Origin of the sequence: Pseudomonas sp. JY-Q, assembly GCF_001655295.1 — a bacterium.
Lineage (GTDB): Bacteria > Pseudomonadota > Gammaproteobacteria > Pseudomonadales > Pseudomonadaceae > Aquipseudomonas > Aquipseudomonas alloputida.
The window spans coordinates 322,079-348,790 of record NZ_CP011525.1 but is presented as its reverse complement, the minus strand read 5'-3'; the positions used below and the strand labels follow the sequence as shown (position 1 = coordinate 348,790).

Below are 26,712 nucleotides of genomic sequence, written 5' to 3'. Positions count from 1 at the left end.
GAATCAACGACTCACAGCAATCGCCTGGTCACTCATGATACGCGGAGTCAGGAAGACCAGCAGCTCGGATTTTTTCTCTTGTAATGCATCGCGTCGAAACAGCCGCCCAACATACGGCAGATCGCCGAAAAATGGCACCTTGTCGACCACATTGTTTTGCGAAGTCGAGTAGACGCCACCGATCACGATCGTTTCGCCGTCAGCCACACGAACCTTGGCATTGACCTCGTTCTTGCGGATCGGCGGTACGTTGTTCAAGGCATTGACGTAATCCGGCTCGTCCTTGGTCACCCGGACGGTCATGATCACCTTGTTGTCCGGAGTGATCTGTGGCGTTACTTCCAGCGACAGCGAGGCTTCGCGAAACGATACCGAGGTAGCGCCGCTTTGGCTGGTTTCCTGGTAAGGCACCTCGGTACCCTTGAGGATCCTCGCCGTTTCCTTGTCAGCCGTGACCACCTTGGGCTGCGAAATGATCTCGCCGTTGCCGCTTTTTTCCATGGCACTGAGTTCCAGATCCAGCAACACGTCACCGCGCAACAAACCCAGGCCGATACTGCTGCCGGCTCGCTCCAGACCGAGGTCGACGAACAGCTCCTTGCCGGGCCGCAGTTTCTCGCCGTACAGCGGCCCACCCCAGCGTACCCCCAGGCTTTTCTCATAATCGACGTTGGCCTCGACGATACGCGCCTCGATTGCTACCTGACGCACCGGCACGTCCAACTGCGCCACCAACTGGCGCATCTCGGCCAGGCGGTCAGCGGGCAGGTACACCACCAGCGTATTGGTGCGCTCATCGACACTCAGGCTACCCGTGGAGATGCCGCCACCCTCCAGACTTGCCAGCAGCAACTGCGCCAAATCGGCGGCCTTGGCGTGGTGAATGGTCAGCAGTTCCCGACGCAATGGCTGCAGCTGCGCGCCCAGCACTTGGCTCACCCGGGCGTCTGCCGATTGCGCGGCAAACTCGGCCGCAGGCGCCACCAACAGCACATTGCCCTCCTGGCGCCGGGACAGGCCCTTGCTGCGCAGCACCAGGTCAAGTGCCTGATCCCACGGCACGTCCTGCAAACGCAAAGTGACGCTGCCTTGTACCGCATCACTGGCGACCAGGTTGACGCCGGCGTAGTCAGCCAGCACCTGCAGCACCGCACGCACCTCTACATCCTGGAAGTTCAGCGACAGGGGTTCACCCTGGTAAGGCGTCGCCGAAGCCAGCGGGATCGACAGCAGGGTTGCCAGCAGGTATTTCATCCACGTTTTCATTCGGGTCCGAGGCCTCCTTGCCCAGGCGCTTGGCGAGGGTGATGAACGCCGTGCGCTCGTGCCATACCCCCGCCATGAACAGCCGCTCACGCACTTCGACCTGACGTTGGTCTATATGCATCACTACCCCCTGATCACGCCCTACCCGGTCGCCCGGGCGTACGCGATAGAGCTTGCCAGCCGCCATCAGCAGTGCCTCGCGTGCCGCCCCGCGCGCCAGGCTGCCGACCATTTCCAGCTGCGCCAACGGCACGCCGACCAGCCCGGCACTGGCCACTCGCGCAGCAGCCGGCGCAAACGGGTCCACTTCAGGTGCAACCATTGCGGCCCTTGCCGGCAGGTCCGCCAGCATTGCAGGTGCCTTCAGGGGCGTAGCCGCGTGATAGGCATCAACCCGCAACTGCAGGCGCAACAGTCCAGGCTGGCGATCAACGGTTGCCAGGCTCATGTCACCGCTGCGCAGAATCCGCGCCTGCCCCAACCAGTCGCCCAGCCACAGCCGCAAGGCCGAGTAACGCCCTACCACTTGCACCACCAGCGGTACCTTACTGAATCCGGCCTGTTGCTCGCCCTCACCTACATCGAGGCGCTCGACAAGCAAGCCGTGCGCATGCCCCGACACTGCCAGACGCTCAAGCAGGTCGCTCATGCTCTCCCCGGCGGCCAGGTACCAGTGCGCCGCTTGCAACCGCTGTTCGGCAATCACCGTTAGAGCCTTCAGCCGCTCCAGTTCGGCCAACTGCGATGCACTGGCTGCCTGCAGCTGGCTCAACTCGACATGCCTGGCATCCTCCCGCGCCTGCTGCTGCAACAGGGCGGGCAGGCGCATCGCGCAGCCCAGGCTGAACAACACAACAGCCACCAGCACTGGCGCCAGCCGTCGGAAGCGCCCTGAGCCCTCGACCACCGCCAGCCAAGCGAGCATCTGCGCAGTACTCACGACCAGAACGCCGCAACGCGAGCGGTCAGCAGAAACTCATCGCCGTCCGGCAGGCTCTTGATGCGTTTGAGTTCCAGATCGAGCAAAACGCTCGAGCGGTTCAAGTCGCGCATGAACTGAGCAACCACAGCACCGGACGCAGCCACCCCTGTCATCTGCAAGCGGCCACTATCAAGGCTCAGGTCAAGTAACTGCACACCTTCAGGCAACGCCCCTTCAAGGTCGGCGAAGACACCGGCCAATACACCCTGATGGGCGCGCAGGCCTTCCAGGGCCACCGCACGGGCAAGTAGCGCTTCATGCTGCGCACGCACGTCGGCCAGCGACTGCAACTGCTCATCCTGTGCATCAAGGGTCGCTTGGCGCTGGGTATTGGCCAGCACCTGCTGATGCCCGCGTTGGCGGGCCAGCTGATCGACCAGCATCACGGCGCACAAAGCCAAGAGTGCACCACCCACCAGCTGGCCTCGAAAGCGCCGCAGCGCCGCCTGACGCTGCCGTTCGCGCCAGGGTAGAAGGTTCAGTCGCATCATGGGCGCAAACCTCCCAAGGCCAAGGCGCAGGCCAGGAGCATCGCCCCATCAACATGCTCAAGCCCTGCCAGCCCAGGCAGGTACGTGCACCGCACATTCAGCCGGCTGCCAAGGCCTTGCAGCCAGCCCGGATTGATCGATGAGCTGCTGGCAACCCACAACCCCGCAGGCAGGCTCTGCCTGGCAAGTAAAGCCTGCAGGCGCTCTGACCATTGCCCGTTCATATCCGGGCCAGTCGTTTGTAGTTCACAGCGCTGGCACACCCTGCCTGGCTGCCAGTCATGAAGCGTTACACTGCGGGTTTCGACACGCAGCAGCGCTGCTCCCTCAAGGCCACCCTGTGGCAACATGCGGCACAAGGCAATGGTGTCGACCTCGACGGCTTCCAACTGCAAGCCCGCCTCCTCGACGACGGCTTCGAGTGACGCCAGCGCACTCTGTCGACAGGCAGCAACCATTACCTCTGAGCAACCTGGCTGGTCATGGGAAGCCCCCATGACCTGAAAATCCAAGGCCAGGTCTTCCAGCGGAAACGGAAACAGCCGCTCTGCATCGGCAAGCAGTTGTGCCTCCAACTGCGCCCCGCTCTGCTCCACCGGCAGATAGCACAACTTGCAGATAACCTGACTGGCCGGCAGTGCCAGCGCTACCCGGCGTTGCCTGAGGCCGCTGTGCCGGTAAGCGCGCTGCAGCGCAGCCACCACCCCGCCAGGCGCCTCAGCCCAGTCATCGGCCAGCGGCGCCTTAAACAGCTCTTGTGCCGACCCCATCACACGCCAGCGTCGATTGCGCTGCTGCAGTTGCATTATCCGAACGGCGTCGGGCGTGATTTCCACCCCCACCAGTGAACCGGCATCCTTGCCGAAGCGTCCAAACATCGCGACTCCTTTGCTGTCTGTTGCAGCTGCCAAGCGCAGCCACCTGTCGCAACCCCGCGGCAACACTGAGCCGGGGCTACTCATCGAGTCGACGGGTAGCCTGGCCGGTCACCCGGAGAGGCGAAAAATGCTTATAATGCCCAGCGTTTTTTGGTCCACCGGACCTGCGTGCAATCCACTCCCAACCTGGACACCGAAAAGCCTTGATACGTCTGCTGAAGTTCTTCTGGTGGTCTTCCGTCGCAGTCATCTGCGCGCTCGTACTCGGTGTGAGCGGTGCGTTTCTGTATCTTAGCCCCAGCCTGCCCTCGGTCGAGTCCCTCAGAAGCATCCAGTTGCAGATCCCCCTCCGGGTGTACAGCAGCGATGGCAAGCTGATTGCCGAATTCGGCGAAATGCGCCGCTCGCCGATCCGCTTCGCGGAAATTCCCCCACAATTCATTCAGGCGCTGCTGTCAGCCGAGGACGACAATTTCCTCAACCACTACGGTGTCGACCCCAGCAGCCTGATGCGCGCCGCGACCCAGCTGGTGAAAACCGGTCATATCCAGACCGGCGGCAGCACCATCACCATGCAGGTGGCGAAGAACTTCTTCCTCACCAGCGAACGCAGCTTCTCACGCAAGACCAACGAAATCCTGCTGGCCCTGCAGATCGAGCGTGAGCTGACCAAGGACGAAATCCTTGAGCTGTACGTGAACAAGATCTACCTGGGCAACCGCGCCTACGGTATCGATGCAGCAGCACAGGTGTATTACGGCAAGTCCATCCGTGACGTGAGCCTGGCGCAGATGGCGATGATCGCCGGCCTGCCCAAGGCACCGTCGCGCTTCAACCCGCTGGCCAACCCGGTGCGCGCCAAAGAGCGCCGCGACTGGATCCTTGGGCGCATGTACAAGCTGGGCAAGATCGACCAGGCCAGCTACGAGGCCGCCCTGGCCGAGCCGCTCAACGCCAGCTATCACGTGCCGACGCCTGAGGTGAATGCCCCGTACATCGCCGAAATGGCCCGCGCGGAAATGGTCGGCCGCTACGGCAGCGACGCCTACACCGAAGGCTTCCGCGTCACGACCACCGTGCCTAGCGACATGCAGGAAATGGCCAACAAGGCCGTCCTCAAGGGCCTCTCCGATTACGATGAGCGCCACGGCTACCGTGGCCCTGAAGCACGCTTCCCGGGCCGCACCCACGCAGCCTGGCTGCAGGAGCTGGGCAAGCAACGCACCCTTGGCGGCCTGGAGCCAGCCATTGTCACCCAGGTGGAACACACCGGCCTCAAGGTGCTGACCCGTGACGGCCAAGAGGCGCAGGTTGCCTGGGACACCATGAAATGGGCGCGCCCGTTCATCAACAACAACGCCCAGGGCCGTTCACCGCAATTGCCGGCCGACGTGGCCCAGGTCGGTGACCTGGTGCGCCTGCAACGCCTTGACGATGGCACATTGAAGTTCAGCCAGGTGCCCGTTGCGCAGAGTGCCCTGGTCACCCTCGACCCGAACAACGGCGCCATCCGCGCCCTGGTCGGCGGTTTCTCGTTCGAACAGAGCAATTACAACCGCGCCGTGCAGGCCAAGCGCCAACCGGGCTCGAGTTTCAAACCATTCATCTACAGCGCCGCGCTGGACAGCGGCTACACCGCTTCCAGCCTGGTCAACGATGCGCCGATCGTGTTCGTTGACGAGTCGGTGGATAAAGTGTGGCGACCGAAGAACGATACCAACACCTTCCTCGGCCCTATCCGCATGCGTGAGGCGCTGTACAAGTCACGTAACCTGGTGTCGATCCGCCTGCTGCAAGCCATGGGCGTGGACCGCACCATCGACTACATCGCCAAGTTTGGCTTCAACAAGCAGGACCTGCCGCGCAACCTGTCGCTGGCCCTGGGCACCGCCACCCTGACCCCGATGGAAATCGCCACCGGCTGGAGCACCTTTGCCAACGGTGGGTACAAGATCACCCCGTACCTGATCGAGCGCATCGAGAGCCGCAGCGGCGAGACACTGTTCACCGCCAACCCGGCCCGCGTACCGCAAGGTGCCCAAGACCAGGCGGGCCTGGCCGCACCCGAGCAGCCAATCAGCACTGCGGCCATGCCGGGCGAAGCACCTTCTGCTTTGAGCCAGGTGGCCGCGGCACCGCAAGCGCCGGCAGTGGCCGAACAGATCATCGACGGGCGTACCACCTACATCCTCACCAGCATGCTGCAGGACGTGATCAAGCGCGGCACCGGCCGCCGGGCGCTGGCCTTGGGCCGCACCGACCTGGCGGGCAAGACGGGTACGACCAACGAATCCAAGGACGCCTGGTTCTCCGGTTACAACGCCGATTACGTGACTACCGTTTGGGTCGGCTTCGACCAACCGGAAACCCTCGGCCGCCGCGAATATGGCGGGACTGCGGCACTGCCGATCTGGATGAACTTCATGGGCGCGGCGCTCAAGGACAAGCCTGCGCATGCCCCGGCAGAGCCGGAGGGCATTCTCAGCTTGCGCGTCGACCCGGTCAGCGGGCGCGCGGCATCGCCGGGCACACCGAATGCCTACTTCGAGCTGTTCAAAGCCGAAGATTCGCCGCCGTCGGTGGACGAGCTGGGCAATGGCGCGGCACCGGGCAGCCCGCTGCCAGCCGATGAAGCGACGCCGATGGATCTGTTCTAAGGCAGGGCGCCTGACTCAGGTTTTGCGTGGGCGCGTGAATCGAGCGCCGCCCGCGCGGCGCATCGCGACGCAAGGCCGCTCCCATATCTGCTGCAACGTGCCGAACCTGCCAAGCCATGGTTGCCCGCCTGGGTGCATGCCTTGAGACAGGCGGGGCGGCATCAATGCCCACCTCCAAATCCAGTCATGCCAGCAAGGCTGACAACCATGGCCGCACAGGCATGGCCACGTTGCAACAAATGTGGGAGCGGCCTTTGCGTCGCGATGCGCCGCGCGGGCGGCGCTCGATCTGATAGGCGCCACAAGTGCCCTGACGAACACCTTGCAGCCCTGACACATTCCCAAGCCCCAACAAAAAGCCCCGGCTCATGCGAGCCGGGGCTTTTTTATGTCGCTTGCGGCAATCAGCCGTTGAACACTTCATCCACGCTGGTCAGCGGGTAGTGCTTCGGATATGGCAGGGTAGCCACGCCGGATTCGATGGCAGCCTTGGCCACAGCATCGGAAACGACGGTGATCAAGCGTGCATCCAGCGGCTTCGGAATGATGTACTCACGGCCGAACTCCAGGCCTTCAACGCCATAGGCTTCGCAAACTTCCTTCGGCACTGGCAGCTTGGCCAGGTCTTTCAGGGCGATAGCGGCAGCGATCTTCATCTCTTCGTTGATACGCTTGGCGCGAACGTCCAGAGCACCACGGAAGATGAACGGGAAGCCCAGTACGTTGTTGACCTGGTTCGGGTAGTCGGAACGACCGGTCGCCATGATCACGTCGTTGCGAGTGGCGTGCGCCAGCTCTGGCGAGATTTCCGGGTCCGGGTTCGAGCAGGCGAACACGATCGGGTTGGCAGCCATCGACTTCAGGCCTTCTGGGCTCAGCAGGTTCGGGCCAGACAGACCTACGAACACGTCGGCACCGTCAAGGGCGTCGGCCAGAGTACGCTTGTCGGTCGCGTGGGCGAACTGCGCCTTGTACTGGTTCAGGTCGTCACGGCCAGCGTGGATCACGCCACTACGGTCGATCATGAAGATGTTCTCGACCTTCGCACCCATGCTTACCAGCAGCTTCATGCAGGAAATGGCAGCAGCGCCGGCGCCCAGGCAGACGATCTTGGCTTCTTCCAGTTTCTTGCCAGCGATTTCCAGGGCGTTGATCATGCCGGCGGCAGTCACGATGGCAGTACCGTGCTGGTCATCGTGGAACACCGGGATGTCGCACTGTTCGATCAGGGTACGTTCGATTTCAAAGCACTCAGGCGCCTTGATGTCTTCAAGGTTGATGCCACCGAAGGTGATCGAAATGCGGCGAACGGTGTCGATGAACGCTTGCGGGCTTTCCGATTCGACTTCGATGTCGAACACATCGATACCGGCGAAACGCTTGAACAGAACACCCTTGCCTTCCATGACCGGCTTGGAAGCCAGTGGGCCGAGGTCACCCAGACCGAGGATGGCAGTGCCATCGGAAATCACCGCAACCAGGTTGCCTTTGCCGGTGTATTTGTAAGCCAGCTCTGGATCACGGCCAATTTCGCGCACCGGCTCTGCAACACCTGGGCTGTAGGCCAGGGCGAGGTCACGGGCGGTGGCAGTGGGCTTGGAGAGTTCAACGCTCAGTTTCCCCGGACGAGGTTGAGCGTGATATTCGAGAGCGGCGGTTTTCAGGTCTGACATGGTGGGCATTCCGCTATTTACTGTTCTGACGGACCGCCGAGGATACGCAAAGAGCCGGGGAGCCACAAGACTGGCCGGTCACTTGTGTCAAGGCCTTTAGCCTACGACTTTACGCTACAACCCACGGGGGCATACGACCAACAGTGTGTACAATCTCGTAGCGAAATGTCTACATCTTTTAACCTGAAATGCGCTCCAACATGCTTGGATCGGTCAATGGCAACACCCAACGTCGCTGCCCGGGCTTGAGGCCACCCCTGCGGGAACGATCCAGCACCCAGCCGCGCGCTTCGACCTGGCGTCCCTTGAGATTATCGAAGAAGCTGGCGGGGAAGTTGCGCTGCAGACGAGCGGGAACCTGCAGTACCAGGGTACCGCCCAGGGTAAGCCAGACCCCACCACGATTTTGCTCGATGCCTTCGATACGACCACGCACAACAGCGAAACCTGACTGCCTGACATCGCTTGCAGCCACTACGGGCGAACGCCGCCACAGGCCAACGCCAGCCTGGCGCGCTACTTGTTCGGCAAGCTGCTGGCAACCACTGAAACGCACATTAGGGGCAATGGCCACGCGGTAGCCCAAGCCCTCGCTAAGCAATTGTGCTTCCAGATTGTCGCCATTGCGGCTGTAGATGTGCGCCAGTGTGCGACCGTACTTGTCCTTACCTTCAACACCAGGCACCAGCCCGACACGATCGTCATTGGCCTTTACCAAGGCCTGCAATCGCCGCCTGGCAGCTTCGGCATAGGGCTCACTGGTACGCCCCTTGCGGCCTATTTCCGGGGCATTGATACCGATCAGCCGCACACTGCGGCCATCGACCAGACGCAAGGTGTCGCCATCAACCACCTGTCGTACCGCTACCCATTGGGGCTTATCCGGCTGTGGGCAGAACGCCAGGACCGGGAAATGCCAGATAACGCCCACAAAAAAGGCGCCCACAAGGGACGCCTTCTTCAGCAACAATGCGAAGCCCGAAGGATTCGCCCTGCGCATGATTACTTCTTGGCACCGAACATGCCGAAGCGATCGGCGAACTTCTGTACGCGACCACCGGTGTCCAGAACTTTCTGCTTACCGGTGTAGAACGGGTGGCACAGGTTGCAAACGTCGATCGACAGGACGTTGCCCAGGGTCGAACGAGTTTCGAACTTGTTACCGCAGCTGCAGGTGACTGCAACTACTTCGTAGTTCGGGTGGATACCTTCTTTCATGGTCACTTCCTCGAGCTGCGTGCCGCCACCCAACACCAATTGTTGAATACCGCACGTAATTAGGCGGCGAATAATACCAGAGCACACCGTCAGCGCAAGATGTCGCTTGCACCGACCGTCGTCTGCTAGGCTCGCCAGTCCTTGTAACGCCCTCCGAGACTTTCCGCGTGTCCGACGTCATCCTGCGCCTTGCCCTGCCCTCTCCGCTGCGGCGCCTGTTCGACTACAAGGCGCCGGCGAGCATGGCGCGCCAGACCTTGACCCCTGGCATGCGCATCCGCGTGCCCTTTGGCCGCCGCGAAATGATCGGTGTGCTGATAGAGGTGTGCACGCAGAGCGAAGTGCCCGCCGACAAACTGAAGCCGGCCACTGCCCTGCTCGACCCGGTGTCCCCCATCCCCGCGTCGCTGTTCAAGCTGTGCCTGTGGACCGCCCAGTACTACCAGCACAGCCTGGGCGATACCCTGAGCTGGGCGCTGCCCACGCTACTGCGCCAGGGCGAAGCTGCCGAAATGCGCCAGGAACGCTTCTGGCACATAGCCCCTGGCGCCCGCCTGGAGGACCCGCGCATCGCCCGCGCGCCGCGCCAGCGCGACGCCCTCAAGACCCTGGCCCAGCACCCGCACGGCGTGGCCCACAGCCTGCTGGCCAAACTCAACCTGAACAAGGACAGCCTCGACCTGCTGCTGGCCAAGGATCTGGTGCAGATCGAGACGCGCCGCCACTTGCCGGCCCTGCGCCATGAGCACTGGCTGGCACAGCCAGAACTCCCCCTCAACGAAGAGCAACGCGATGCCTTCGACGCCGTGTGCGAGGGCTTTGGCGGTTTCGGCGCGTTCTTGCTGGCCGGCGTCACCGGCAGTGGCAAGACCGAGGTCTACCTGCAACTGATCCGCGAAACCCTGGAAGCCGGCAAGCAGGCGCTGGTGCTGATCCCGGAGATCAACCTCGGCCCGCAAACCCTGGCGCGCTTCGAGCAACGCTTCAACGCGCGCATTGCCCTGCTGCACTCTGCGGTGAACGACCGCGAACGCCTGGATGCCTGGCTGGCGGCACGGGACGGCGAGGCCGATATCATCATCGGCACCCGCTCGGCATTGTTCACGCCGATGAAAAACCCCGGCCTGATCATCATCGACGAAGAGCACGACGGCTCCTATAAACAGCAGGAAGGCCTGCGGTACCACGCCCGCGACCTGGCACTGGTACGCGCTCACCAGGAGAACATCCCGATCCTGCTCGGCTCCGCCACACCGTCGCTGGAAACCCTGCACAACGCCCTGACCGGCCGCTACCGCCTGCTGCGTATGAACCAACGCGCCGGGGGGGCACGCCCGCCGCGCATGCTGCGCCTTGATGTGAAGAGCCTGCCACTGGACAGCGGCATCAGTGGCCCGCTGCAGCAGGCTATCCGACAGACCCTGGAAGCTGGCCAACAAGTGCTGGTGTTCCTCAACCGCCGCGGCTTTGCCCCAACCTTGCTGTGCCACGATTGCGGCTGGCTGTCCGAATGCCCACGCTGCGATGCGCGCATGACCGTGCACCAGCGCTCCGGCGTGCTGCGCTGCCACCACTGTGGCTATGACGAACGCCTGCCGCACCAGTGCCCGCAATGCAACCACGTCGACCTGCGCCCGGTCGGTGCCGGTACCGAGCGCGCCGAAGAGCGCCTGAAGGTGCTGTTCCCGGATTACCCGATCCTTCGCGTGGACCGCGACAGCACGGCGCGCAAGGACGCCATGCACAACCTGTTCAGCACCATCCAGCGCGGCCAGCCAAGCATCCTCGTCGGCACCCAGATGCTCGCCAAGGGCCACCACTTCCCGCGGGTGACCCTGGTGGCCATCCTTGATGCCGATGGCGGGCTGTTTTCCGGTGACTTCCGCGCCAGCGAGCGCATGGCACAACTTATCGTACAGGTGGCCGGGCGGGCCGGGCGGGCCGAAGAACCCGGCAAGGTCATCATCCAGACCCACCTGGCCGACCACCCACTGCTGGTCCAGCTAACCGAGCAAGGCTACTTCGCCTTCGCCGAACAGGCCCTGGACGAACGCCGAGCCGCCGGGCTGCCGCCCTACTCGCACCTGGCCTTGCTGCGTGCCGAAGCACACAAGCCGGGGCAGGCCGAAGGTTTCCTCGACGAAGCCTGTGCCGCCGCCGAGCGCCTGGTGGCCGAACAGCACCTGCCGGGCATCGAACTGCTGGGCCCGGTACCGGCGCCCATGGAGCGCCGCGCCGGACGATTCCGCGCACAATTGTTGATACAGGCCAATACCCGGGCGCCGTTGCATCGACTGATCAGCGCCTGGTTGCTAGTGTTGGAACAGTTGCCGAGCGGGCGCCAGGTGCGCTGGTCGCTGGATGTCGACCCGGTAGACCTGTATTGAGCTGCAAGCTGCGAGTGACCAGCGGCAAGCAAGCGCCGGGCGGGTGCGATGCCGCTTTTTCTTGCCGCTTGTGGCCCCCAGCTTGCCGCCCAAAGGTTGGCAACCTGCTCCCGGCAACGGATAATGCCCAGTTTTTCCACCTGCGCATCCAGGCGCTCACCGCGCTTGCGGTCGAAAAGAGATCCCCATGAAAGACACCATTCGCCAGCTGATCCAGCAAGCCCTCACCCAACTCGTCACCGACGGTGTGCTGCCTGAAGGGCTGTCGCCGGCGATCCAGGTGGAAAACGCCCGGGACAAGACCCACGGCGACTTCGCCAGCAACATCGCCATGATGCTGGCCAAGCCGGCCGGCATGAAGCCGCGCGACCTCGCCGAAAAACTGATCAACGCCCTGCCGGCCAGCGCCGACATCAGCAAGGTCGAGATTGCAGGCCCCGGCTTCCTCAACTTCTTCCAGAACACCGACGCCCTGGCCAACCGCCTGGATGCCGCTCTGGCCGACGCCCACCTGGGTGCACGCAAAGCCGGCCCGGCGCAAAAGGTGGTGATCGACATGTCGGCGCCCAACCTGGCCAAGGAAATGCACGTCGGCCACCTGCGCTCGACCATCATCGGCGACAGCGTTGCGCGCGTGCTGGAGTTCCTGGGCGACAACGTCATCCGCCAGAACCACGTCGGCGACTGGGGTACCCAGTTCGGCATGCTGATGGCCTACCTGCAGGAAAACCCGATCACCAGCGACGAGCTGTCGGACCTGGAAAACTTCTACCGCGCGGCGAAGAAACGCTTCGATGAATCGGAAGAGTTCGCCACTCGCGCCCGCGGCCTGGTGGTCAAGCTGCAAGCCGGTGACCCCGAGTGCCTGGCCCTTTGGACACGCTTCAAGGACATCTCGCTGTCGCACTGCCAGAAGACCTACGAGCTGCTCAACGTCAAACTGACCATGGCCGACGTGATGGGCGAAAGCGCCTACAACGACGACTTGGCCAATGTGGTGGCCGACCTCAAGGCCAAGGGCCTGCTGGTCGAAGACCAGGGCGCCCAATGCGTGTTCCTCGACGAGTTCAAGAACAGCGAAGGCGACCCCCTGCCGGTGATCGTGCAGAAGGCTGACGGCGGCTATCTGTACGCCACCACCGACCTGGCTGCCGTGCGTTACCGCAGCAACGTGTTGAAGGCTGACCGCGCACTGTACTTCGTCGACCAGCGCCAGGCCCTGCACTTCAATCAGGTGTTCGAAGTGGCCCGCCGCGCTGGCTTCGTCGGCCACCCGATGCAAATGGAGCACATGGGCTTCGGCACCATGAACGGCGCCGACGGCCGCCCGTTCAAGACCCGTGACGGCGGCACCGTGAAGCTGATCGACCTGCTCACCGAGGCCAAGGAGCGCGCCTACGCGCTGGTCAAGGAAAAGAACCCGAGCCTGGCCGACGACGAACTGCGCCACATCGGCGAGGTGGTGGGCATTGGCGCGGTGAAATACGCCGACCTGTCCAAGCACCGCACCAGTGACTACAGCTTCAACTTCGAGCTGATGCTCAACTTCGAAGGCAACACCGCCCCTTACCTGCTGTACGCTTACACCCGCGTAGCCGGCGTGTTCCGCAAGCTGGGCAAAGGCTTTGACGAAGTCGACGGCAAAATCGTGCTGCACGCAGCCCACGAGCAGGACTTGGCCGCGCGCCTGGCGCAGTTTGGCGAAATCCTCAACAACGTCGCCGAAAAAGGCACGCCGCACGTATTGTGCAGCTACCTGTACGACTTGGCCGGCCTGTTCTCGAGCTTCTACGAGAACTGCCCGATCCTCGCTGCCGAAACCCCTTCGCAGCAGCAGAGCCGGCTGCGCCTGGCCGCCCTGACCGGCCGCACCCTCAAACAAGGTCTGGAACTGCTCGGCCTGGAAACCCTGGAGCGCATGTAAGTTGGCTGCCAAGAAAAAACCTGCCCCGAAACGCGGCGCCAGCCGCCAGACGGCACCGGCCAAACAGCCGATCCCCGGCTGGGTATGGCTGGCGGTCGGCCTGACCGTAGGCGCGTTCATCGTGTTCCTGATGAAGCTCGAACCCGGTGGCGATGACATCAAGCGCACCAAGCCCGAGCAGGAGAAACCGGCGAAAACGGCCGAAGCCGGCAAGCCCGCGCAAGCTACCCCGCAACAGCCGGTGAAGCCGAAGTACGACTTCTACACCCTGCTGCCGGAGTCTGAGGTGATCGTGCCGCCGGAAGCCGTACCGGAGAAAACGCCACCGGTGCCGGCCCAGCCGGTAACCCCGGTGACACCAGCAGAAGCGGCAAAAATCGACACGGCGAGGGCCCAGGCAGCGCTGCTCGGCCAGACCCCGCCGCCGCCACCGCCTGTGATCAAGCCGGCGGCGACCACGCAGTACTTCCTTCAGGCCGGCTCGTTCCGCAAGCAGGCCGATGCTGACAAGGTACGGGCACAGATCATCCTGCTGGGCCAGTCCGTGAAAGTGGAGTCGGGCACGGTCAAGGATGAAACCTGGTACCGCGTGCTGGTCGGGCCGTTCAGCAACCGCGAGCAGTTGACCGGGGCACAGAAGCAGCTGGCTGGGGCCGGATTCAGCAACCTGTTGCTGCAACAGCGGCAGACCCGCCAGTAACAAAGAAGGCCTTGCCGCGGCGGCGCGACAAGGCCTTTTTCATGGGGGACGGGCTTGCCCCTGAATGGGCTCTAAAACAGCCCCGGTACCGTCAGCCCCGCCCCGCATTCCTCTCGGACACCTGGCTGTTCAACGTCCAGAAGTCATATAGCACCCCCACCAGGAACAACCCGCCGGTAAAGAAGTAGATGATCGCGGTGATCCATTTGCCCTGATACAGCCGGTGCAGGCCAAACACCCCCAGGAAGGTCAGCAGAATCCAGGCGATGTTGTAGTCGATACGCCCGGACTGAAACCTCAGGTCGGCTTCACGGTCCATGGACGGGATCAGGAACAGGTCGATCAACCAACCAATGCCCAGCAAGCCGAAGGTGAAGAACCAGATGGTCCCGGTAATCGGCCTGCCGTAATAGAAACGATGGGACCCGGTGAAGCCGAAAATCCACAGCAGGTAGCCAATGGTTTTGCTGTGGGTGTCGTGAAAGGGCACCCCCTGTTGATAACTGTTCATTCATAGCCCCCGTGGGTTATCCGAAAATTTTCTAAGAAAAAATGTGACTTTCTCGTCGCTACCCGACATACGGCGCCTAGGCAATCGACCAACGGATCAATAACTGATCAAAAAGCTGTTATAAAGTTGCGCGCCCAACACATAACTATTCATAAGAGCTTCATCTATGCCGCCTTTGATCAAGACATGGCTGACCCTCTGCCTATTATTGCCCCTGGCCGCCCACGCCACCAATCGTGAGCAACGTCTTCCCAATGGTTTCACCGGCTACACGACCAACGCGTCGGTGAAACACGCACCCGCCAAGCAGACCGCGCTGCGCGCCCGCCCAAGCAATGCCGTCAGCAACCGCGGTGCGAATGTCGCCGCCATGTCGCCGAAGCAAAGCAGCGATGTGCTGAGCCGTGCGGTAAATGTGCTAGGTACCCCTTATGTTTGGGGCGGCAGCAGCCCGAAAAAAGGCTTTGACTGCAGCGGGCTGGTCAAATACGCCTTCAACGACGTCGCCGACGTCGATCTGCCGCGCACCTCCAATGCCATGGCCCAGGGCCATGGGGTGAAGGTGGCCAAGGGTGATCTGAAGCCTGGCGACCTGATCTTCTTCAACATCAAGAGCCGTCGGGTCAATCACGTCGCCATCTACCTGGGTAACGACCGCTTCATCCACGCGCCACGCCGTGGCAAGCGGGTGAGTATCGACACCTTGAGCAAGCCTTACTGGCAGAAGCACTACGTGGTGGCCAAACGGGTGCTGCCGAAAGAGCAGCAGCAGCTGAGTCTGGCCAAGCGTTAATCTGATCGGCGCTATCCGGTACCGGCCCCTTCGCGGGCACGCCCGCTCCCACAGCTACCGCGTCGCTCTCGCGGGCAGCGCCACACCTGTGGGAGCGGGCGCGCCCGCCAAAGGGCCTTTGCAGGTACTACAAGCCTTTGATCAACCCTCGCTCCCTCAGCCTCCGCAACGCCCCCTCCATCGTCAGCATCCCCTCCGCCGCCCCGCCCTGCATCACCGAAGACAACTGCGCCAACCGCCCCTCCCGAATCAGGTTACGCACCGCCGGCGTCGCCACCAGCACTTCCCGCGCAGCCACCCGCCCACCCCCCACGCGCCTGACCAGCACCTGCGCGACCACCAGGCGCAGCGACTCGGCCAGCATCGCCCGCACCAACGGCTTTTCCTCGGCAGCAAATACCTCCACCAACCTGTCGATGCTGCTGGTCGCCGAACGCGCATGCACGGTTGCCAGCACCAGGTGCCCGGTTTCGGCCGCGCGCAGGGCCAGACGAATGGTTTCCAGGTCGCGCAACTCGCCGATCATGATCACGTCCGGGTCCTGGCGCAGCGCACTGCGCAGCCCCTGAGCAAAGCCGCGACTATGGCGCCCCATCTCACGTTGGTTGACCAGGCTGCGCTGGCTGGCATGGATGACCTCGACAGGGTCTTCCAGGGTGATGATGTGCAGCGCTTGCTCGCGGTTCAGCTGGTCGAGTAGCGTTGCCAGGGTACTGGACTTGCCACTGCCGGTCGGCCCGCCCACGAGGATCAAGCCATCCCGACATTGCGCAACAGCTTGAAACACATCCGCAAGGTCCAGCTCACTCACCGTCGCAATGCGCCCCGGAATCAACCGAAAGGTAACCGCCGGGCCATTCAACTGGCGAAACAGGTTCAGCCGAAAGCGCCCAAGCGCCGGCAACTCCAGCGCAAGGTCCATTTCATCGCCTTGGGCCCACTGCCGGCGCTGGTCGTCATCCAGCACGCTCGCCATGCCCTCGTTCAAAGCACCCTGGCTCAAGGGCGGCAAGCCCATACGCTGCAACTCGCCATCCAGGCGCAGCATCGGAATCTGGCCCGTCGCCAGGTGCAGGTCTGAAGCCCCCGCATCCACAGCTCGGGCCAACAGGTCGGTCACATCCATGAGACTCCCCAAAGGCCTTCAAGCAGGTAGAATGCCGCAGACCCTACAGCTGCCGGCATCGATCCATGTCCACCCTAGCAGACAACCTTTCCGCGATTTCCGCCCGTATCGCCAGTGCTGCCCAGGCAGTCGGGCGTGATCCGGCCAGCGTCCAGTTGCTGGCCGTGAGCAAGACCAAGCCCGCCAGCGCTATCCGCGAGATCCATGCCGCCGGTGTGCGCGACTTCGGGGAGAATTACCTACAGGAAGCACTGACAAAGCAGCAGGCCCTCAGCGACTTGCCCTTGATCTGGCACTTCATCGGCCCCATTCAGTCGAACAAGACCAAAGCCATCGCCGAGCATTTCGACTGGGTGCATTCCGTGGACCGCCTGAAAATTGCCCAACGCCTGTCGGAACAGCGCCCTGCCGGGTTGGCGCCGCTGAACATCTGCCTGCAGGTAAACGTCAGCGGCGAAGACAGTAAATCCGGCTGCACCCCGGCCGACCTACCCGCGTTGGCCAAAGCCGTAGCCGCACTGCCCAACCTGCGCCTGCGCGGGCTGATGGCAATCCCGGAACCCACCGAAGACCGCGCCACCCAGGAGGCCGCCTTCGCCAGCCTGCGCAAGTTGCAGGAAGGCCTGGGGTTTGGCCTGGACACCCTGTCCATGGGCATGAGCCACGACCTGGAAGCGGCTATCGCCCAGGGCGCGACGTGGGTACGAATTGGCACGGCCCTGTTCGGCGCCCGCGACTACGGCAACACCTGATTCCATGCTTCACTCACTCTTTTCCACAAGGACCTGACATGAGCAAGACACGTATTGCCTTTATCGGCGCCGGCAACATGGCCGCCAGCCTGATCGGTGGTCTGCGTGCCCAGGGCCTGGACGCCTCGCAGATCCGCGCCAGCGACCCGGGCGCCGAGACCCGCAGTCGCATCCAGGCCGAGCACGGCATTGAAGCCTTCGAGGACAACGCCCAGGCCATCGATGGCGCTGACGTCATCGTGCTGGCGGTCAAGCCACAAGTCATGAAAACCGTATGTCAGGCACTGCAACCCAACCTGCAGGATGGCCAGCTGATCGTTTCAATCGCCGCCGGCATCACGTGCGCCAGCCTGCAAAGCTGGGTGGGCGCTCGCCCGGTGGTGCGCTGCATGCCCAACACCCCGGCATTGCTGCGCCAAGGCGTGAGCGGCCTGTACGCCACCGCTGAAGTGTCCGGCGAACAGCGTCAGCAGGCCGAACAACTGCTGTCGGCCGTGGGCACCGCCCTGTGGCTGGAGCAGGAACAGCAACTGGACGCCGTGACAGCTGTGTCCGGCAGTGGCCCGGCGTACTTCTTCCTGCTGATCGAGGCCATGACCGCGGCAGGCGAAAAACTCGGCCTGCCACGCGAAACGGCCTCCCAACTGACCTTGCAGACGGCCCTGGGCGCCGCGCGCATGGCAGTTGCAAGCGATGTCGATGCCGCTGAACTGCGCCGCCGCGTCACTTCGCCCGCCGGCACCACGGAAGCGGCGATCAAGTCGTTCCAGGCCAGCGGCTTCGAAGCCATCGTCGAGCAGGCGCTGCAGGCTGCAGCCACGCGCTCCGCCGAGCTGGCCGAACAACTGGGCAAATAAGGAGCTTTAGATGAATGCACTGTCAGGCGCCGCGATTTTCGTGGTGCAAACCCTGGTCAGCCTTTACCTGGTCATCGTCCTGCTGCGCTTCGTGCTGCAACTGGTCAAGGCCAACTTCTACAACCCGCTGTGCCAGTTCGCCGTTCGTGCCACCCAACCGCTGCTCAAGCCGATCCGCCGGATCATCCCTAGCGTTGGCGGGCTGGATACCTCGTCGCTACTGCTGGCGGTGGTCATCCAGGCCTTGCTGATGGGCTTTGTGCTGATGGTCACCTACGGTACCTTCGGCGACGTCCTGCACCTGCTGATGTGGGCGATCATCGGCATCACCTCGCTGTTCCTGAAGATTTTCTGGGTGGCGATGATCGTCATGGTGATCGTTTCCTGGGTTGCCCCCAACAGCCACAACCCGGCGGCCGAACTGGCCTACCAGATCAGCGAGCCCGTGCTGGCGCCGTTCCGCCGCCTGGTGCCAAACCTGGGCGGCATGGACATCTCGCCGATCTTCGCCTTCCTGGCGATCCAGGTGATCCAGTCGTTTGTCATGCCTCCGCTGGCCGCCTACGCGGGCATGCCTCAAGAGCTGTGGCGAATGATCTGAGGCTCGCCAGAGCCAGCGTGCCCCCAGTCGCAAGCCTTTGCTTGCCGCTGGGGGTAGCGCTCTTTAGACTTACGCCTCCGTCAAGCGTGAGCAGGGTCGATGTCAACTGTCTTTCCCGAAGATTCCGTCGGTCTGGTAGTACCGCAAACCGCCCGGTTCGATGAACCGCTGGCACTGGCCTGTGGCCGTTCACTGGCCAGTTACGAACTGGTCTACGAGACCTATGGCACCCTGAACGCCAGCGCGAGCAACGCCGTGCTGATCTGCCATGCCCTGTCCGGCCACCACCATGCCGCTGGCTACCATGCCGCCACCGACCGCAAGCCGGGCTGGTGGGACAGCTGCATCGGCCCCGGAAAACCGATCGATACCAACCGCTTCTTCGTGGTCAGCCTGAACAACCTCGGCGGCTGCAACGGCAGCACCGGCCCCAGCAGTGTCAACCCGGCCACCGGCAAGCCATATGGCGCCGAGTTCCCGGTATTGACCGTGGAAGACTGGGTGCACAGCCAGGCACGGCTGGCCGACCGCCTGGGCATCCAGCAGTGGGCAGCTATCGTCGGCGGTAGCCTGGGGGGCATGCAGGCGCTGCAATGGACGATGACCTACCCCGAGCGCGTACGCCACTGCGTCGACATTGCCTCGGCACCCAAGCTGTCGGCGCAGAACATCGCCTTCAACGAGGTGGCGCGTCAGGCCATTCTTACCGACCCCGAGTTCCATGGAGGCTCGTTCCAGGACCAGGGCGTGATCCCCAAGCGCGGCCTGATGCTGGCACGCATGGTCGGCCACATTACCTATCTGTCCGATGATTCGATGGGTGAAAAATTCGGCCGAGAGCTGAAAAGCGACAAGCTCAACTACGACTTCCACAGCGTCGAGTTCCAGGTCGAAAGCTATCTGCGCTATCAGGGCGAGGAGTTTTCCGGCCGTTTCGACGCCAACACCTACCTGCTGATGACCAAGGCACTGGACTATTTCGACCCGGCCGCCACGCACGGTGGTGATCTGGCCGCCACCCTGGCCCACGTCAAGGCAGACTACTGCATCATGTCGTTCACCACCGACTGGCGCTTTTCTCCGGCCCGTTCGCGCGAGATCGTCGACGCGCTGATGGCCGCGCGCAAGAACGTCTGCTACCTGGAGATCGATTCGCCCTACGGGCACGATGCCTTCCTGATCCCCACACCTCGCTACATGCAGGGTTTCTCGAACTACATGAACCGCATTGCCATCTGAGGACAGCATGAGAGCCGATCTGGAAATCATCCACGACTGGATCCCCGCCGGCAGCCGGGTACTCGACCTGGGCTGCGGTAGCGGCGAACTGCTGGCCTCGCTGCGTGACCGCAAACAGGTCACCGGCTACGGCCTGGAAATCGACGCCGACAATATCGCCGCCTGCGTGGCCAAAGGCGTCAACGTCATCGAACAAGACCTGGACAAAGGCCTGGGCAACTTCGCCAGCAACAGCTTCGACGTGGTGATCATGACCCAAGCCCTGCAGGCCGTGGAATACCCCGACCGCATCCTCGACGAAATGCTGCGAGTGGGCCGTCAGTGCATCATCACCTTCCCGAACTTCGGCCACTGGCGCTGCCGCTGGTACCTGGCGACCAAAGGCCGCATGCCGGTATCGGACTTCATGCCGTATACCTGGTACAACACGCCGAACATCCACTTCTGCACCTTCGCCGACTTCGAAGAACTTGTGCACGAACGCCGAGCCAAGGTACTCGACCGCCTGGCGGTCGACCACTTGCACCGCAACGGGTGGGGTGGCCGGCTATGGCCTAATCTTCTAGGTGAGATCGGCATCTACCGCGTCAGCAGTCCGGGCCTGCAAGAGCATCAGCTCGCGGTCTGACGCCCACCGGAGGAATCGCACCATGCGTCGCCTAGCCCTGTTCCTGATCAGCCTGTGCCTGGCCCTGCCAGTATTGGCTGCCGATGCCGCACGCCCCGAGCGCAAGGAGGTATTTGGCGACGTGACGGTGCACTACAGCGCATTCACCTCGAGCATGCTCACACCCGAGGTGGCCGCGGCCACCGGCCTGGTGCGCAGCAAGAACCAGGGCGTGCTCAACATTACCGTCCTCAAGGCCAGCAAACCTGCAACAGCGGTGATCAGCGGCACGGTCAAGGACCTGACCGGGCGCAGCAGCCCGCTGTCGTTCAAGCAGATTACCGAACAGGGCGCGGTGTATTACATCGCCCAGTTCAAGATCGACCAGCCAGAAACCGTCACCTTCGACTTGAACATCGAAACCGGCGGCATCAGCAACTCTCTCAGCTTCAACCAGGAAGTGTTCCCAGGCGAATGATGAATTTCCAGCAACTCGTATTGGCCAGCCACAATGCCGGCAAACTGAAGGAACTCCAGGCCATGCTCGGCCATTCCGTGCAGCTGCACTCGATTGGTGAGTTCAGCCAAGTGGAGCCGGAAGAAACCGGCCTGTCGTTCGTCGAGAACGCCATCCTCAAGGCGCGCAACGCCGCCCGCATTTCCGGCCTGCCGGCCCTGGCCGATGACTCTGGCCTGGCAGTGGACTTCCTCGGCGGCGCGCCGGGCATCTACTCGGCGCGCTATGCCGATGGCAAAGGTGACGCGGCAAACAATGCCAAGCTGCTCGAAGCCTTGAAAGACGTGCCTGAAGCTGAGCGCAGTGCACAGTTCGTCTGCGTTCTGGCGCTGGTGCGCCACGCCGACGACCCATTGCCGATCCTGTGCGAAGGCCTGTGGCACGGGCGCATCCTGTTCGAGGCCAGCGGCGAGCAGGGCTTTGGCTACGACCCGCTGTTCTGGGTACCGGAGCGCAACTGCTCCAGCGCCGATCTAGCCCCAGCAGACAAGAACCAGCTCAGCCACCGCGCCCGTGCCATGGCCCTGCTGCGCAAACGTCTGGGCCTGGCATGATCGAAATGCTGTCGCCCCCCGGCGCGGCAGGCTTTAGCAGCCTGCCGCCGCTGGCGCTGTACATCCACATTCCGTGGTGCGTACGCAAATGCCCTTATTGCGACTTCAACTCCCACGCAGCCGGGCCTGAACTACCGGAAGATGCCTACGTCACAGCCCTGCTCGACGACCTCGACCAGGAACTGGCTGCCGTACAAGGTCGCCCGATCAGCTCGATCTTCTTCGGTGGCGGTACGCCAAGCCTGTTCAGTGCCAACGCCCTTGGCCGGCTACTGCGTGGCATAGAGCAACGTATTCCGTTCGCGCCAGACATCGAGATCACCCTCGAAGCCAACCCGGGCACCTTCGAGCAGGACAAGTTCAAGGCCTACCGGCAGACCGGTATCAACCGTCTTTCGATCGGCGTGCAGAGCTTCCAGCCAGCCAAGCTGGAGGCACTGGGGCGCATCCACAATGGCGACGAAGCGGTGCGGGCCGCCGACATGGCGCGCGCGGCCGGTTTCGACAATTTCAACATGGACCTGATGCACGGCCTGCCCGACCAGTCGCTGGACGACGCGCTGGGTGACCTGCGCCAGGCCATCGATCTGGGGCCGACACACCTGTCGTGGTATCAGCTGACCGTGGAGCCGAACACGGTGTTCTGGAACCAGCCGCCAGAGCTGCCCGAAGACGATATCCTCTGGGATATTCAGGAAGCCGGCCAAGCGCTGATGGCCGAGCACGGCTACCGCCAGTACGAGGTATCGGCCTACGCCCAGGCAGGCCGCGCCGCCCGCCACAACCTCAACTACTGGCGCTTCGGTGACTTCATCGGCATTGGCGCTGGCGCTCACGGCAAGCTCACCTTTGCCGACGGGCGCATCCTGCGTACCTGGAAGACCCGCCTGCCCAAGGATTACCTGAACCTGGCCAAGCCGTTCAAGGCCGGCGAGAAGCTGCTGCCAGTCGATGAACTGCCGTTCGAGTTCCTGATGAACGCCCTGCGCCTGACCGATGGCGTGGAAGCCGAACTGTTCACCCAACGCACCGGCTTGCCACTGTCACAGCTGCAGGAAGCACGCCGCGCCGCCGAACAAAAGGGCCTTTTGCAGGTCGAACCGGATCGACTGGTAGCCACGCCGAGGGGCCAGTTGTTCCTCAATGACCTGCTGCAGTATTTCTTGACCTAAGGATGACCCATGGATCTGGTACTTGATCTGCTCGCGACGGTTTCCCGCTGGAGCCGCAGCAACCTGTCGGAGATTTCACTGGCCTTGGTAGGCTGCCTGCTGGTGCTGTTCGGCACCGATGTCAAAGCCTGGGCCGAGCAGCGCCTGGGCGGCCTCGCGGGCGCCCTGCGCGTGCCGTTCATGGCGCTGATGGTCATGATCGGCAGCGGTGCTGCGCTGATCTATGCCACACCGTGGGTGGTGAAGGGGCTCAGCCAGTTCAACAACTATGCGTTGGCGCCTGTGTTGCTGGTGGTGCTGGTATTGATTGGCGTGGTGGCGGATCGCCGAGGCTGAGCCAATGGCCCCGGGCCCTTGTAGGAGCGGGTTCACCCGCGAAAGGGCCAGCCGTGCTGGCCAATCTCCACCCGCCGTTCACCGTTGCCGCCACTACCGTATTCGCGGGTGAACCCGCTCCTACAAAGAAAAAACCGCCCTTCTCAAGGCGGTTTTTTCGCCTGCATTCCTGCAGGCATCGGCACATCGAGAAGCCCGTATCAGCCGCTCAATCGACCTTCTCGAACTTCAAGTCCCACACCCCGTGCCCCAGCCGCTCACCGCGGCGTTCGAACTTGGTGATCGGGCGCTCTTCGGGGCGCGGCACATAGGTGCCGTCTGCCGCACGGTTGCGATAGCCAGGAGCTGCGCTCATCACTTCCAGCATGTACTCGGCATACGGCTCCCAATCGGTGGCCATGTGGAACACACCACCAGGCTTGAGCTTGCGACGTACCAGCTCGGCGAACTCCAGCTGGACGATGCGGCGCTTGTGGTGACGCGCCTTGTGCCATGGGTCTGGGAAGAACAGCATCAGGCGATCAAGGCTGTTATCCGCCACGCAGCGGTTCAGCACTTCGATAGCATCGCAGTCATACACCCGCAGGTTTTTCAGCCCCTGGGTCAGCACGCCATTGAGCAGCGCGCCAACACCCGGGCGGTGCACTTCCACACCGATGAAATCCTGCTCAGGTGCGGCAGCGGCCATTTCCAGCAGGGAATGGCCCATGCCGAAGCCGATCTCCAAGGTGCGCGGGGCCGAACGGCCGAACACCTGGTCGTAGTCCACCGGGCTGTCAGCCAGTGGCAGGATGTACAGCGGGCCGCCTTGGTCCAGGCCGCGTTGCTGGCCTTCGGTCATGCGCCCGGCACGCATCACGAAGCTCTTGATGCGGCGGTGTGGGCGGGCTTCGCCGTCGGGGGTGATCGGCGTATCGTGCGATTCAGTCATCAGTTGCTCTTACTTGATCAGACCATCCAGCGGCGAAGAGGCGCTGGCATAGAGTTTCTTCGGCATACGGCCGGCCAGGTAGGCCATGCGACCCGCGACAATGGCGTGTTTCATGGCCTCAGCCATCAACACCGGCTGCTGGGCGTGGGCGATGGCCGAGTTCATCAGCACTGCCTCACAGCCCATTTCCATGGCGATGGTGGCGTCGGATGCGGTACCCACGCCAGCATCGACCAGCACCGGCACCTTGGATTCTTCCAGGATGATCTGCAGGTTGTAGGGGTTGCAGATACCCAGGCCGGTGCCAATCAGGCCAGCCAACGGCATGACCGCAATACAGCCGACTTCGGCCAGCTGACGGGCGATGATCGGGTCGTCGCTGGTGTAGACCATGACATCGAAACCTTCCTTGACCAGCACTTCGGCGGCCTTGAGGGTTTCGATCACGTTGGGGAACAGGGTTTTCTGGTCGGCCAGCACTTCCAGCTTCACCAGCGTCCGGGACTCGTGCGATTTGCGCCCATCGAGCAGTTCGCGGGCCAGACGGCAAGTGCGTACCGCTTCCACCGCGTCAAAGCAGCCTGCAGTGTTCGGCAGGATGGTGTACTTGTCGGGCGACAGTACATCGAGCAGGTTCGGCTCGCCCGCGTTCTGGCCAAGGTTGGTGCGGCGCACAGCGACAGTGACGATTTCGGCACCCGAGGCCTCGGTGGCCAGGCGGGTTTCTTCCATGTCACGGTACTTGCCGGTACCGACCAGCAGGCGCGACTGGAAAGTACGCCCGGCCAGGGTGAAGGGCTTGTCGCTACGAACGTTGCTCATCGTTGTTCCTCGGGAAAAGGTTGCAGGGCTTGCTTGTGAACCGCCGGGCTGCTGTCAGCCGCCACCGATGGCGTGGACCACTTCGACCTGGTCGCCGTCATTCAGCAGCGTGCTGTCGTGCTGGCTACGCGGCACGATATCCAGGTTCAGTTCCACTGCAACACGGCGCCCGGTCAGTTCCAGGCGCGCCAGCAGGGCTGCAACGCTTTCGCCGGCAGGCAGTTCGTAAGGTTCACCGTTCAATTTAATGCGCATGCGCACGGCCACCATTGTTCTTTGGGGCCAGCATTCTAGCGCCGAACCGCCCTGCAACCCAAGGGCGGTGCGCGCCATTAGTCGTGATTGTGGACCACTCGGTCAGCCCAGCCGCCAGGCTGCCAGGCCCAGGCACAGCCAGCCGACAAGGAAGCACAAGCCACCAATCGGGGTGATGATGCCAAGCTTGCCAAGGCCACTGAGGGTCAGCAGGTACAGGCTGCCGGAGAACAGCACGATGCCCAACGCAAACAGGCCGCCAGCCCACCCGACCAGGCGCCCGGGCAGGTGCGCCGAGAGCACCGCAACGCCGAAGATCGCCAAGGCATGGACCAGTTGGTAAGTCACGCCGGTATGGAAGATTGCCAGGTAGTCAGCCGTCAGCCGGTTTTTCAGGCCATGAGCGGCGAAGGCGCCCAGGGCGACACCGGTAAAGCCAAAAAAGGCGGCAAGCATCAGGAAGCTGCGAAGCATGGGACGACTCCTTGTATCGGGTCTGTATAATGGCCCCTTCCACCCTTAGGGCCAAGCCATCGACATGCTGTCAACGCTTATCCGTCGCCTCTCCCGCGCCCTGCTCTGGTTCGTTGCCGGCAGCATCGTGCTGGTGCTGGTGTTCCGCTGGGTACCACCGCCCGGCACGGCGCTGATGGTCGAGCGCAAGGTACAGTCTTGGGTGAATGGTGAACCGATCGACCTGCAGCGCGACTGGGAGCCATGGGAGAACATCTCCGATGAGCTCAAGGTTGCAGTCATTGCTGGCGAGGACCAGAAGTTCGCCAACCACTGGGGCTTCGACCTCCCGGCCATTCAGGCGGCGTTGGCCCACAACGAGCGCGGTGGCAACATTCGCGGCGCCAGCACCCTGACCCAACAAGTGGCCAAAAACCTGTTTCTGTGGTCAGGCCGCAGCTGGTTTCGCAAGGGGCTGGAGGCCTGGTTCACCGCACTGATTGAGCTGTTCTGGTCGAAGGAGCGGATTCTCGAGGTCTATTTGAACAGCGCCGAGTGGGGCAAGGGCGTGTTTGGTGCCCAGGCGGCGGCGCGTTATCACTTTGGTGTCGACGCCAGCCGGCTCAGCCGCCAGCAGGCGGCGCAGCTGGCTGCGGTGCTGCCTAGCCCCATCAAATGGAGTGCCAGCCGGCCGAGTGCCTACGTGGCCAGCCGGGCCGGCTGGATTCGCCGGCAGATGAGCCAGCTGGGCGGGCCCAGCTACCTGATGCAGCTGGACTCATCCAGAAAGCTTTGAATGCAGGCCCGGCCCTTTCGCGGGTAAACCCGCTCCTACGGGCAACCGCGTGCCCGGCCTCCTCGCGGGCAAACCCGCGCCTACGGGCAACCGCATCCCCGGCCTCCTCGCGGGCAAACCCGCGCCTACGGGCAACCGCATCCCCGGCCTCCTCGCGGGCAGACCCGCGCCTACAGGCAACCGCATCCCCTGTAGGAGCGGGTTTACCCGCGAA

At 63.0% G+C, this 26,712-nt stretch carries 28 protein-coding genes and 1 pseudogene; 16 read left to right on the top strand and 13 right to left on the bottom strand.

All coding sequences use genetic code 11. From position 1 onward, the window contains the following. Window positions 1–3: 3 nt before the first annotated feature. From AA098_RS01585 to pilM, 4 genes are read right to left on the bottom strand one after another with little or no spacing between them, the layout of a single operon-like run. Complete coding sequence (locus tag AA098_RS01585) at window positions 4–1,266, bottom strand: type IV pilus secretin PilQ (protein WP_082423665.1); 1,263 nt, start codon at window positions 1,264–1,266, stop codon at window positions 4–6. Beyond that, complete coding sequence (locus AA098_RS01580) at window positions 1,190–2,191, bottom strand: pilus assembly protein PilP (protein WP_004575491.1); 1,002 nt, start codon at window positions 2,189–2,191, stop codon at window positions 1,190–1,192. Before AA098_RS01580 ends, AA098_RS01585 begins: the two co-directional genes overlap by 77 nt. An 11-nt stretch (window positions 2,192–2,202) precedes the next feature. Then, window positions 2,203–2,739, bottom strand: a complete 537-nt coding sequence (locus tag AA098_RS01575) for a PilN domain-containing protein (RefSeq protein ID WP_004575490.1) — start codon at window positions 2,737–2,739, stop codon at window positions 2,203–2,205. Beyond that, window positions 2,736–3,617, bottom strand: a complete 882-nt coding sequence (gene pilM / locus AA098_RS01570; protein WP_064613756.1) for a type IV pilus biogenesis protein PilM — start codon at window positions 3,615–3,617, stop codon at window positions 2,736–2,738. Before pilM ends, AA098_RS01575 begins: the two co-directional genes overlap by 4 nt. A 206-nt stretch (window positions 3,618–3,823) precedes the next feature. On the opposite strand from pilM, the gene AA098_RS01565 reads away from it, so the two are divergent. Both AA098_RS01565 and AA098_RS29670 read left to right on the top strand, forming a co-directional pair. Then, window positions 3,824–6,274 (top strand): penicillin-binding protein 1A, encoded by a 2,451-nt coding sequence (locus AA098_RS01565; protein ID WP_371914699.1) that lies wholly within the window; start codon window positions 3,824–3,826, stop codon window positions 6,272–6,274. A gap of 164 nt (window positions 6,275–6,438) precedes the next feature. After that, on the top strand, window positions 6,439–6,567 hold the full coding sequence (locus AA098_RS29670; protein ID WP_254913526.1) for a hypothetical protein: 129 nt from the start codon (window positions 6,439–6,441) through the stop codon (window positions 6,565–6,567). A gap of 111 nt (window positions 6,568–6,678) precedes the next feature. Here AA098_RS29670 and AA098_RS01560 read toward each other — a convergent pair whose 3' ends face one another. The 3 genes from AA098_RS01560 to rpmE form a co-directional block, all read right to left on the bottom strand. Beyond that, window positions 6,679–7,947 (bottom strand): malic enzyme-like NAD(P)-binding protein, encoded by a 1,269-nt coding sequence (locus tag AA098_RS01560; RefSeq protein WP_004575488.1) that lies wholly within the window; start codon window positions 7,945–7,947, stop codon window positions 6,679–6,681. A gap of 178 nt (window positions 7,948–8,125) precedes the next feature. After that, complete coding sequence (locus tag AA098_RS01555) at window positions 8,126–8,947, bottom strand: thermonuclease family protein (protein ID WP_054888585.1); 822 nt, start codon at window positions 8,945–8,947, stop codon at window positions 8,126–8,128. A gap of 2 nt (window positions 8,948–8,949) precedes the next feature. Continuing rightward, window positions 8,950–9,165: a 50S ribosomal protein L31 gene (gene rpmE / locus AA098_RS01550; protein ID WP_003249127.1), complete on the bottom strand. Its 216-nt coding sequence runs from the start codon at window positions 9,163–9,165 to the stop codon at window positions 8,950–8,952. 167 nt (window positions 9,166–9,332) lie between these two features. Between rpmE and AA098_RS01545 the strand changes: the two genes are divergently transcribed. The 3 genes from AA098_RS01545 to AA098_RS01535 all read left to right on the top strand — a co-directional run bounded on the left by AA098_RS01545 (window position 9,333) and on the right by AA098_RS01535 (window position 14,176). Next, window positions 9,333–11,552, top strand: coding sequence for a primosomal protein N' (locus AA098_RS01545; protein ID WP_004575486.1), 2,220 nt, complete (start codon window positions 9,333–9,335; stop codon window positions 11,550–11,552). Window positions 11,553–11,739: 187 nt separating this feature from the next. Beyond that, a complete protein-coding gene (gene argS, locus AA098_RS01540) occupies window positions 11,740–13,476 on the top strand; it encodes an arginine--tRNA ligase (RefSeq protein ID WP_003249124.1) in 1,737 nt (578 codons plus the stop codon). Window position 13,477: 1 nt separating this feature from the next. Then, a complete protein-coding gene (locus AA098_RS01535) occupies window positions 13,478–14,176 on the top strand; it encodes an SPOR domain-containing protein (RefSeq protein WP_003249122.1) in 699 nt (232 codons plus the stop codon). Between the two features lie 91 nt (window positions 14,177–14,267). Here the strand turns inward: AA098_RS01535 and AA098_RS01530 are convergent, their stop codons facing one another. After that, complete coding sequence (locus tag AA098_RS01530; RefSeq protein ID WP_003249120.1) at window positions 14,268–14,687, bottom strand: TM2 domain-containing protein; 420 nt, start codon at window positions 14,685–14,687, stop codon at window positions 14,268–14,270. A 166-nt stretch (window positions 14,688–14,853) separates the two neighbouring features. On the opposite strand from AA098_RS01530, the gene AA098_RS01525 reads away from it, so the two are divergent. Continuing rightward, window positions 14,854–15,480 carry a C40 family peptidase gene (locus AA098_RS01525; protein ID WP_003249118.1) on the top strand — a complete coding sequence of 209 codons (627 nt, stop codon included), beginning with the start codon at window positions 14,854–14,856 and terminating at the stop codon, window positions 15,478–15,480. Window positions 15,481–15,607: 127 nt separating this feature from the next. On the opposite strand, the gene AA098_RS01520 is transcribed toward AA098_RS01525, so the two are convergent. Then, entirely contained in the window at window positions 15,608–16,606 is a 999-nt protein-coding gene (locus AA098_RS01520; RefSeq protein WP_060538891.1) for a type IV pilus twitching motility protein PilT, read from the bottom strand. 65 nt (window positions 16,607–16,671) lie between these two features. Here AA098_RS01520 and AA098_RS01515 point away from each other — a divergent pair, with 65 nt between their 5' ends. From AA098_RS01515 to AA098_RS01475, 9 genes are all read left to right on the top strand, one after another. Then, complete coding sequence (locus AA098_RS01515; protein ID WP_004575484.1) at window positions 16,672–17,358, top strand: YggS family pyridoxal phosphate-dependent enzyme; 687 nt, start codon at window positions 16,672–16,674, stop codon at window positions 17,356–17,358. A gap of 38 nt (window positions 17,359–17,396) precedes the next feature. Continuing rightward, complete coding sequence (gene proC, locus AA098_RS01510) at window positions 17,397–18,215, top strand: pyrroline-5-carboxylate reductase (RefSeq protein ID WP_004575483.1); 819 nt, start codon at window positions 17,397–17,399, stop codon at window positions 18,213–18,215. 10 nt (window positions 18,216–18,225) lie between these two features. Beyond that, window positions 18,226–18,816, top strand: coding sequence for a YggT family protein (locus tag AA098_RS01505; RefSeq protein WP_012053960.1), 591 nt, complete (start codon window positions 18,226–18,228; stop codon window positions 18,814–18,816). A gap of 99 nt (window positions 18,817–18,915) precedes the next feature. Next, window positions 18,916–20,055, top strand: coding sequence for a homoserine O-acetyltransferase (locus AA098_RS01500; RefSeq protein ID WP_003249108.1), 1,140 nt, complete (start codon window positions 18,916–18,918; stop codon window positions 20,053–20,055). Window positions 20,056–20,062: 7 nt separating this feature from the next. Next, entirely contained in the window at window positions 20,063–20,683 is a 621-nt protein-coding gene (gene metW, locus AA098_RS01495) for a methionine biosynthesis protein MetW (protein ID WP_003249106.1), read from the top strand. A 22-nt stretch (window positions 20,684–20,705) separates the two neighbouring features. Next, entirely contained in the window at window positions 20,706–21,140 is a 435-nt protein-coding gene (locus AA098_RS01490; protein WP_064613754.1) for a DUF4426 domain-containing protein, read from the top strand. Next, complete coding sequence (gene rdgB, locus AA098_RS01485) at window positions 21,137–21,733, top strand: RdgB/HAM1 family non-canonical purine NTP pyrophosphatase (RefSeq protein WP_003249101.1); 597 nt, start codon at window positions 21,137–21,139, stop codon at window positions 21,731–21,733. Before AA098_RS01490 ends, rdgB begins: the two co-directional genes overlap by 4 nt. Continuing rightward, the gene (gene hemW, locus AA098_RS01480; protein ID WP_003249098.1) at window positions 21,730–22,905 is read left to right on the top strand and encodes a radical SAM family heme chaperone HemW; all 1,176 of its coding nucleotides are present in this window, start codon (window positions 21,730–21,732) and stop codon (window positions 22,903–22,905) included. Before rdgB ends, hemW begins: the two co-directional genes overlap by 4 nt. Before the next feature lie 9 nt (window positions 22,906–22,914). Next, window positions 22,915–23,241 (top strand): DUF3392 domain-containing protein, encoded by a 327-nt coding sequence (locus tag AA098_RS01475; RefSeq protein WP_003249095.1) that lies wholly within the window; start codon window positions 22,915–22,917, stop codon window positions 23,239–23,241. Window positions 23,242–23,449: 208 nt separating this feature from the next. On the opposite strand, the gene trmB is transcribed toward AA098_RS01475, so the two are convergent. The 4 genes from trmB to AA098_RS01455 all read right to left on the bottom strand — a co-directional run bounded on the left by trmB (window position 23,450) and on the right by AA098_RS01455 (window position 25,723). After that, on the bottom strand, window positions 23,450–24,172 hold the full coding sequence (gene trmB / locus AA098_RS01470) for a tRNA (guanosine(46)-N7)-methyltransferase TrmB (protein WP_004575478.1): 723 nt from the start codon (window positions 24,170–24,172) through the stop codon (window positions 23,450–23,452). A gap of 9 nt (window positions 24,173–24,181) precedes the next feature. Then, window positions 24,182–24,994: a thiazole synthase gene (locus tag AA098_RS01465; RefSeq protein ID WP_003249091.1), complete on the bottom strand. Its 813-nt coding sequence runs from the start codon at window positions 24,992–24,994 to the stop codon at window positions 24,182–24,184. A 54-nt stretch (window positions 24,995–25,048) separates the two neighbouring features. Then, window positions 25,049–25,249: a sulfur carrier protein ThiS gene (gene thiS / locus AA098_RS01460; RefSeq protein ID WP_003249090.1), complete on the bottom strand. Its 201-nt coding sequence runs from the start codon at window positions 25,247–25,249 to the stop codon at window positions 25,049–25,051. Window positions 25,250–25,351: 102 nt separating this feature from the next. Continuing rightward, a complete protein-coding gene (locus tag AA098_RS01455) occupies window positions 25,352–25,723 on the bottom strand; it encodes a DUF423 domain-containing protein (protein ID WP_010955645.1) in 372 nt (123 codons plus the stop codon). Window positions 25,724–25,752: 29 nt separating this feature from the next. On the opposite strand from AA098_RS01455, the pseudogene mtgA reads away from it, so the two are divergent. Further along, window positions 25,753–26,498 (top strand): annotated as a pseudogene (gene mtgA / locus AA098_RS01450) (monofunctional biosynthetic peptidoglycan transglycosylase). Window positions 26,499–26,712 lie beyond the last annotated feature (214 nt).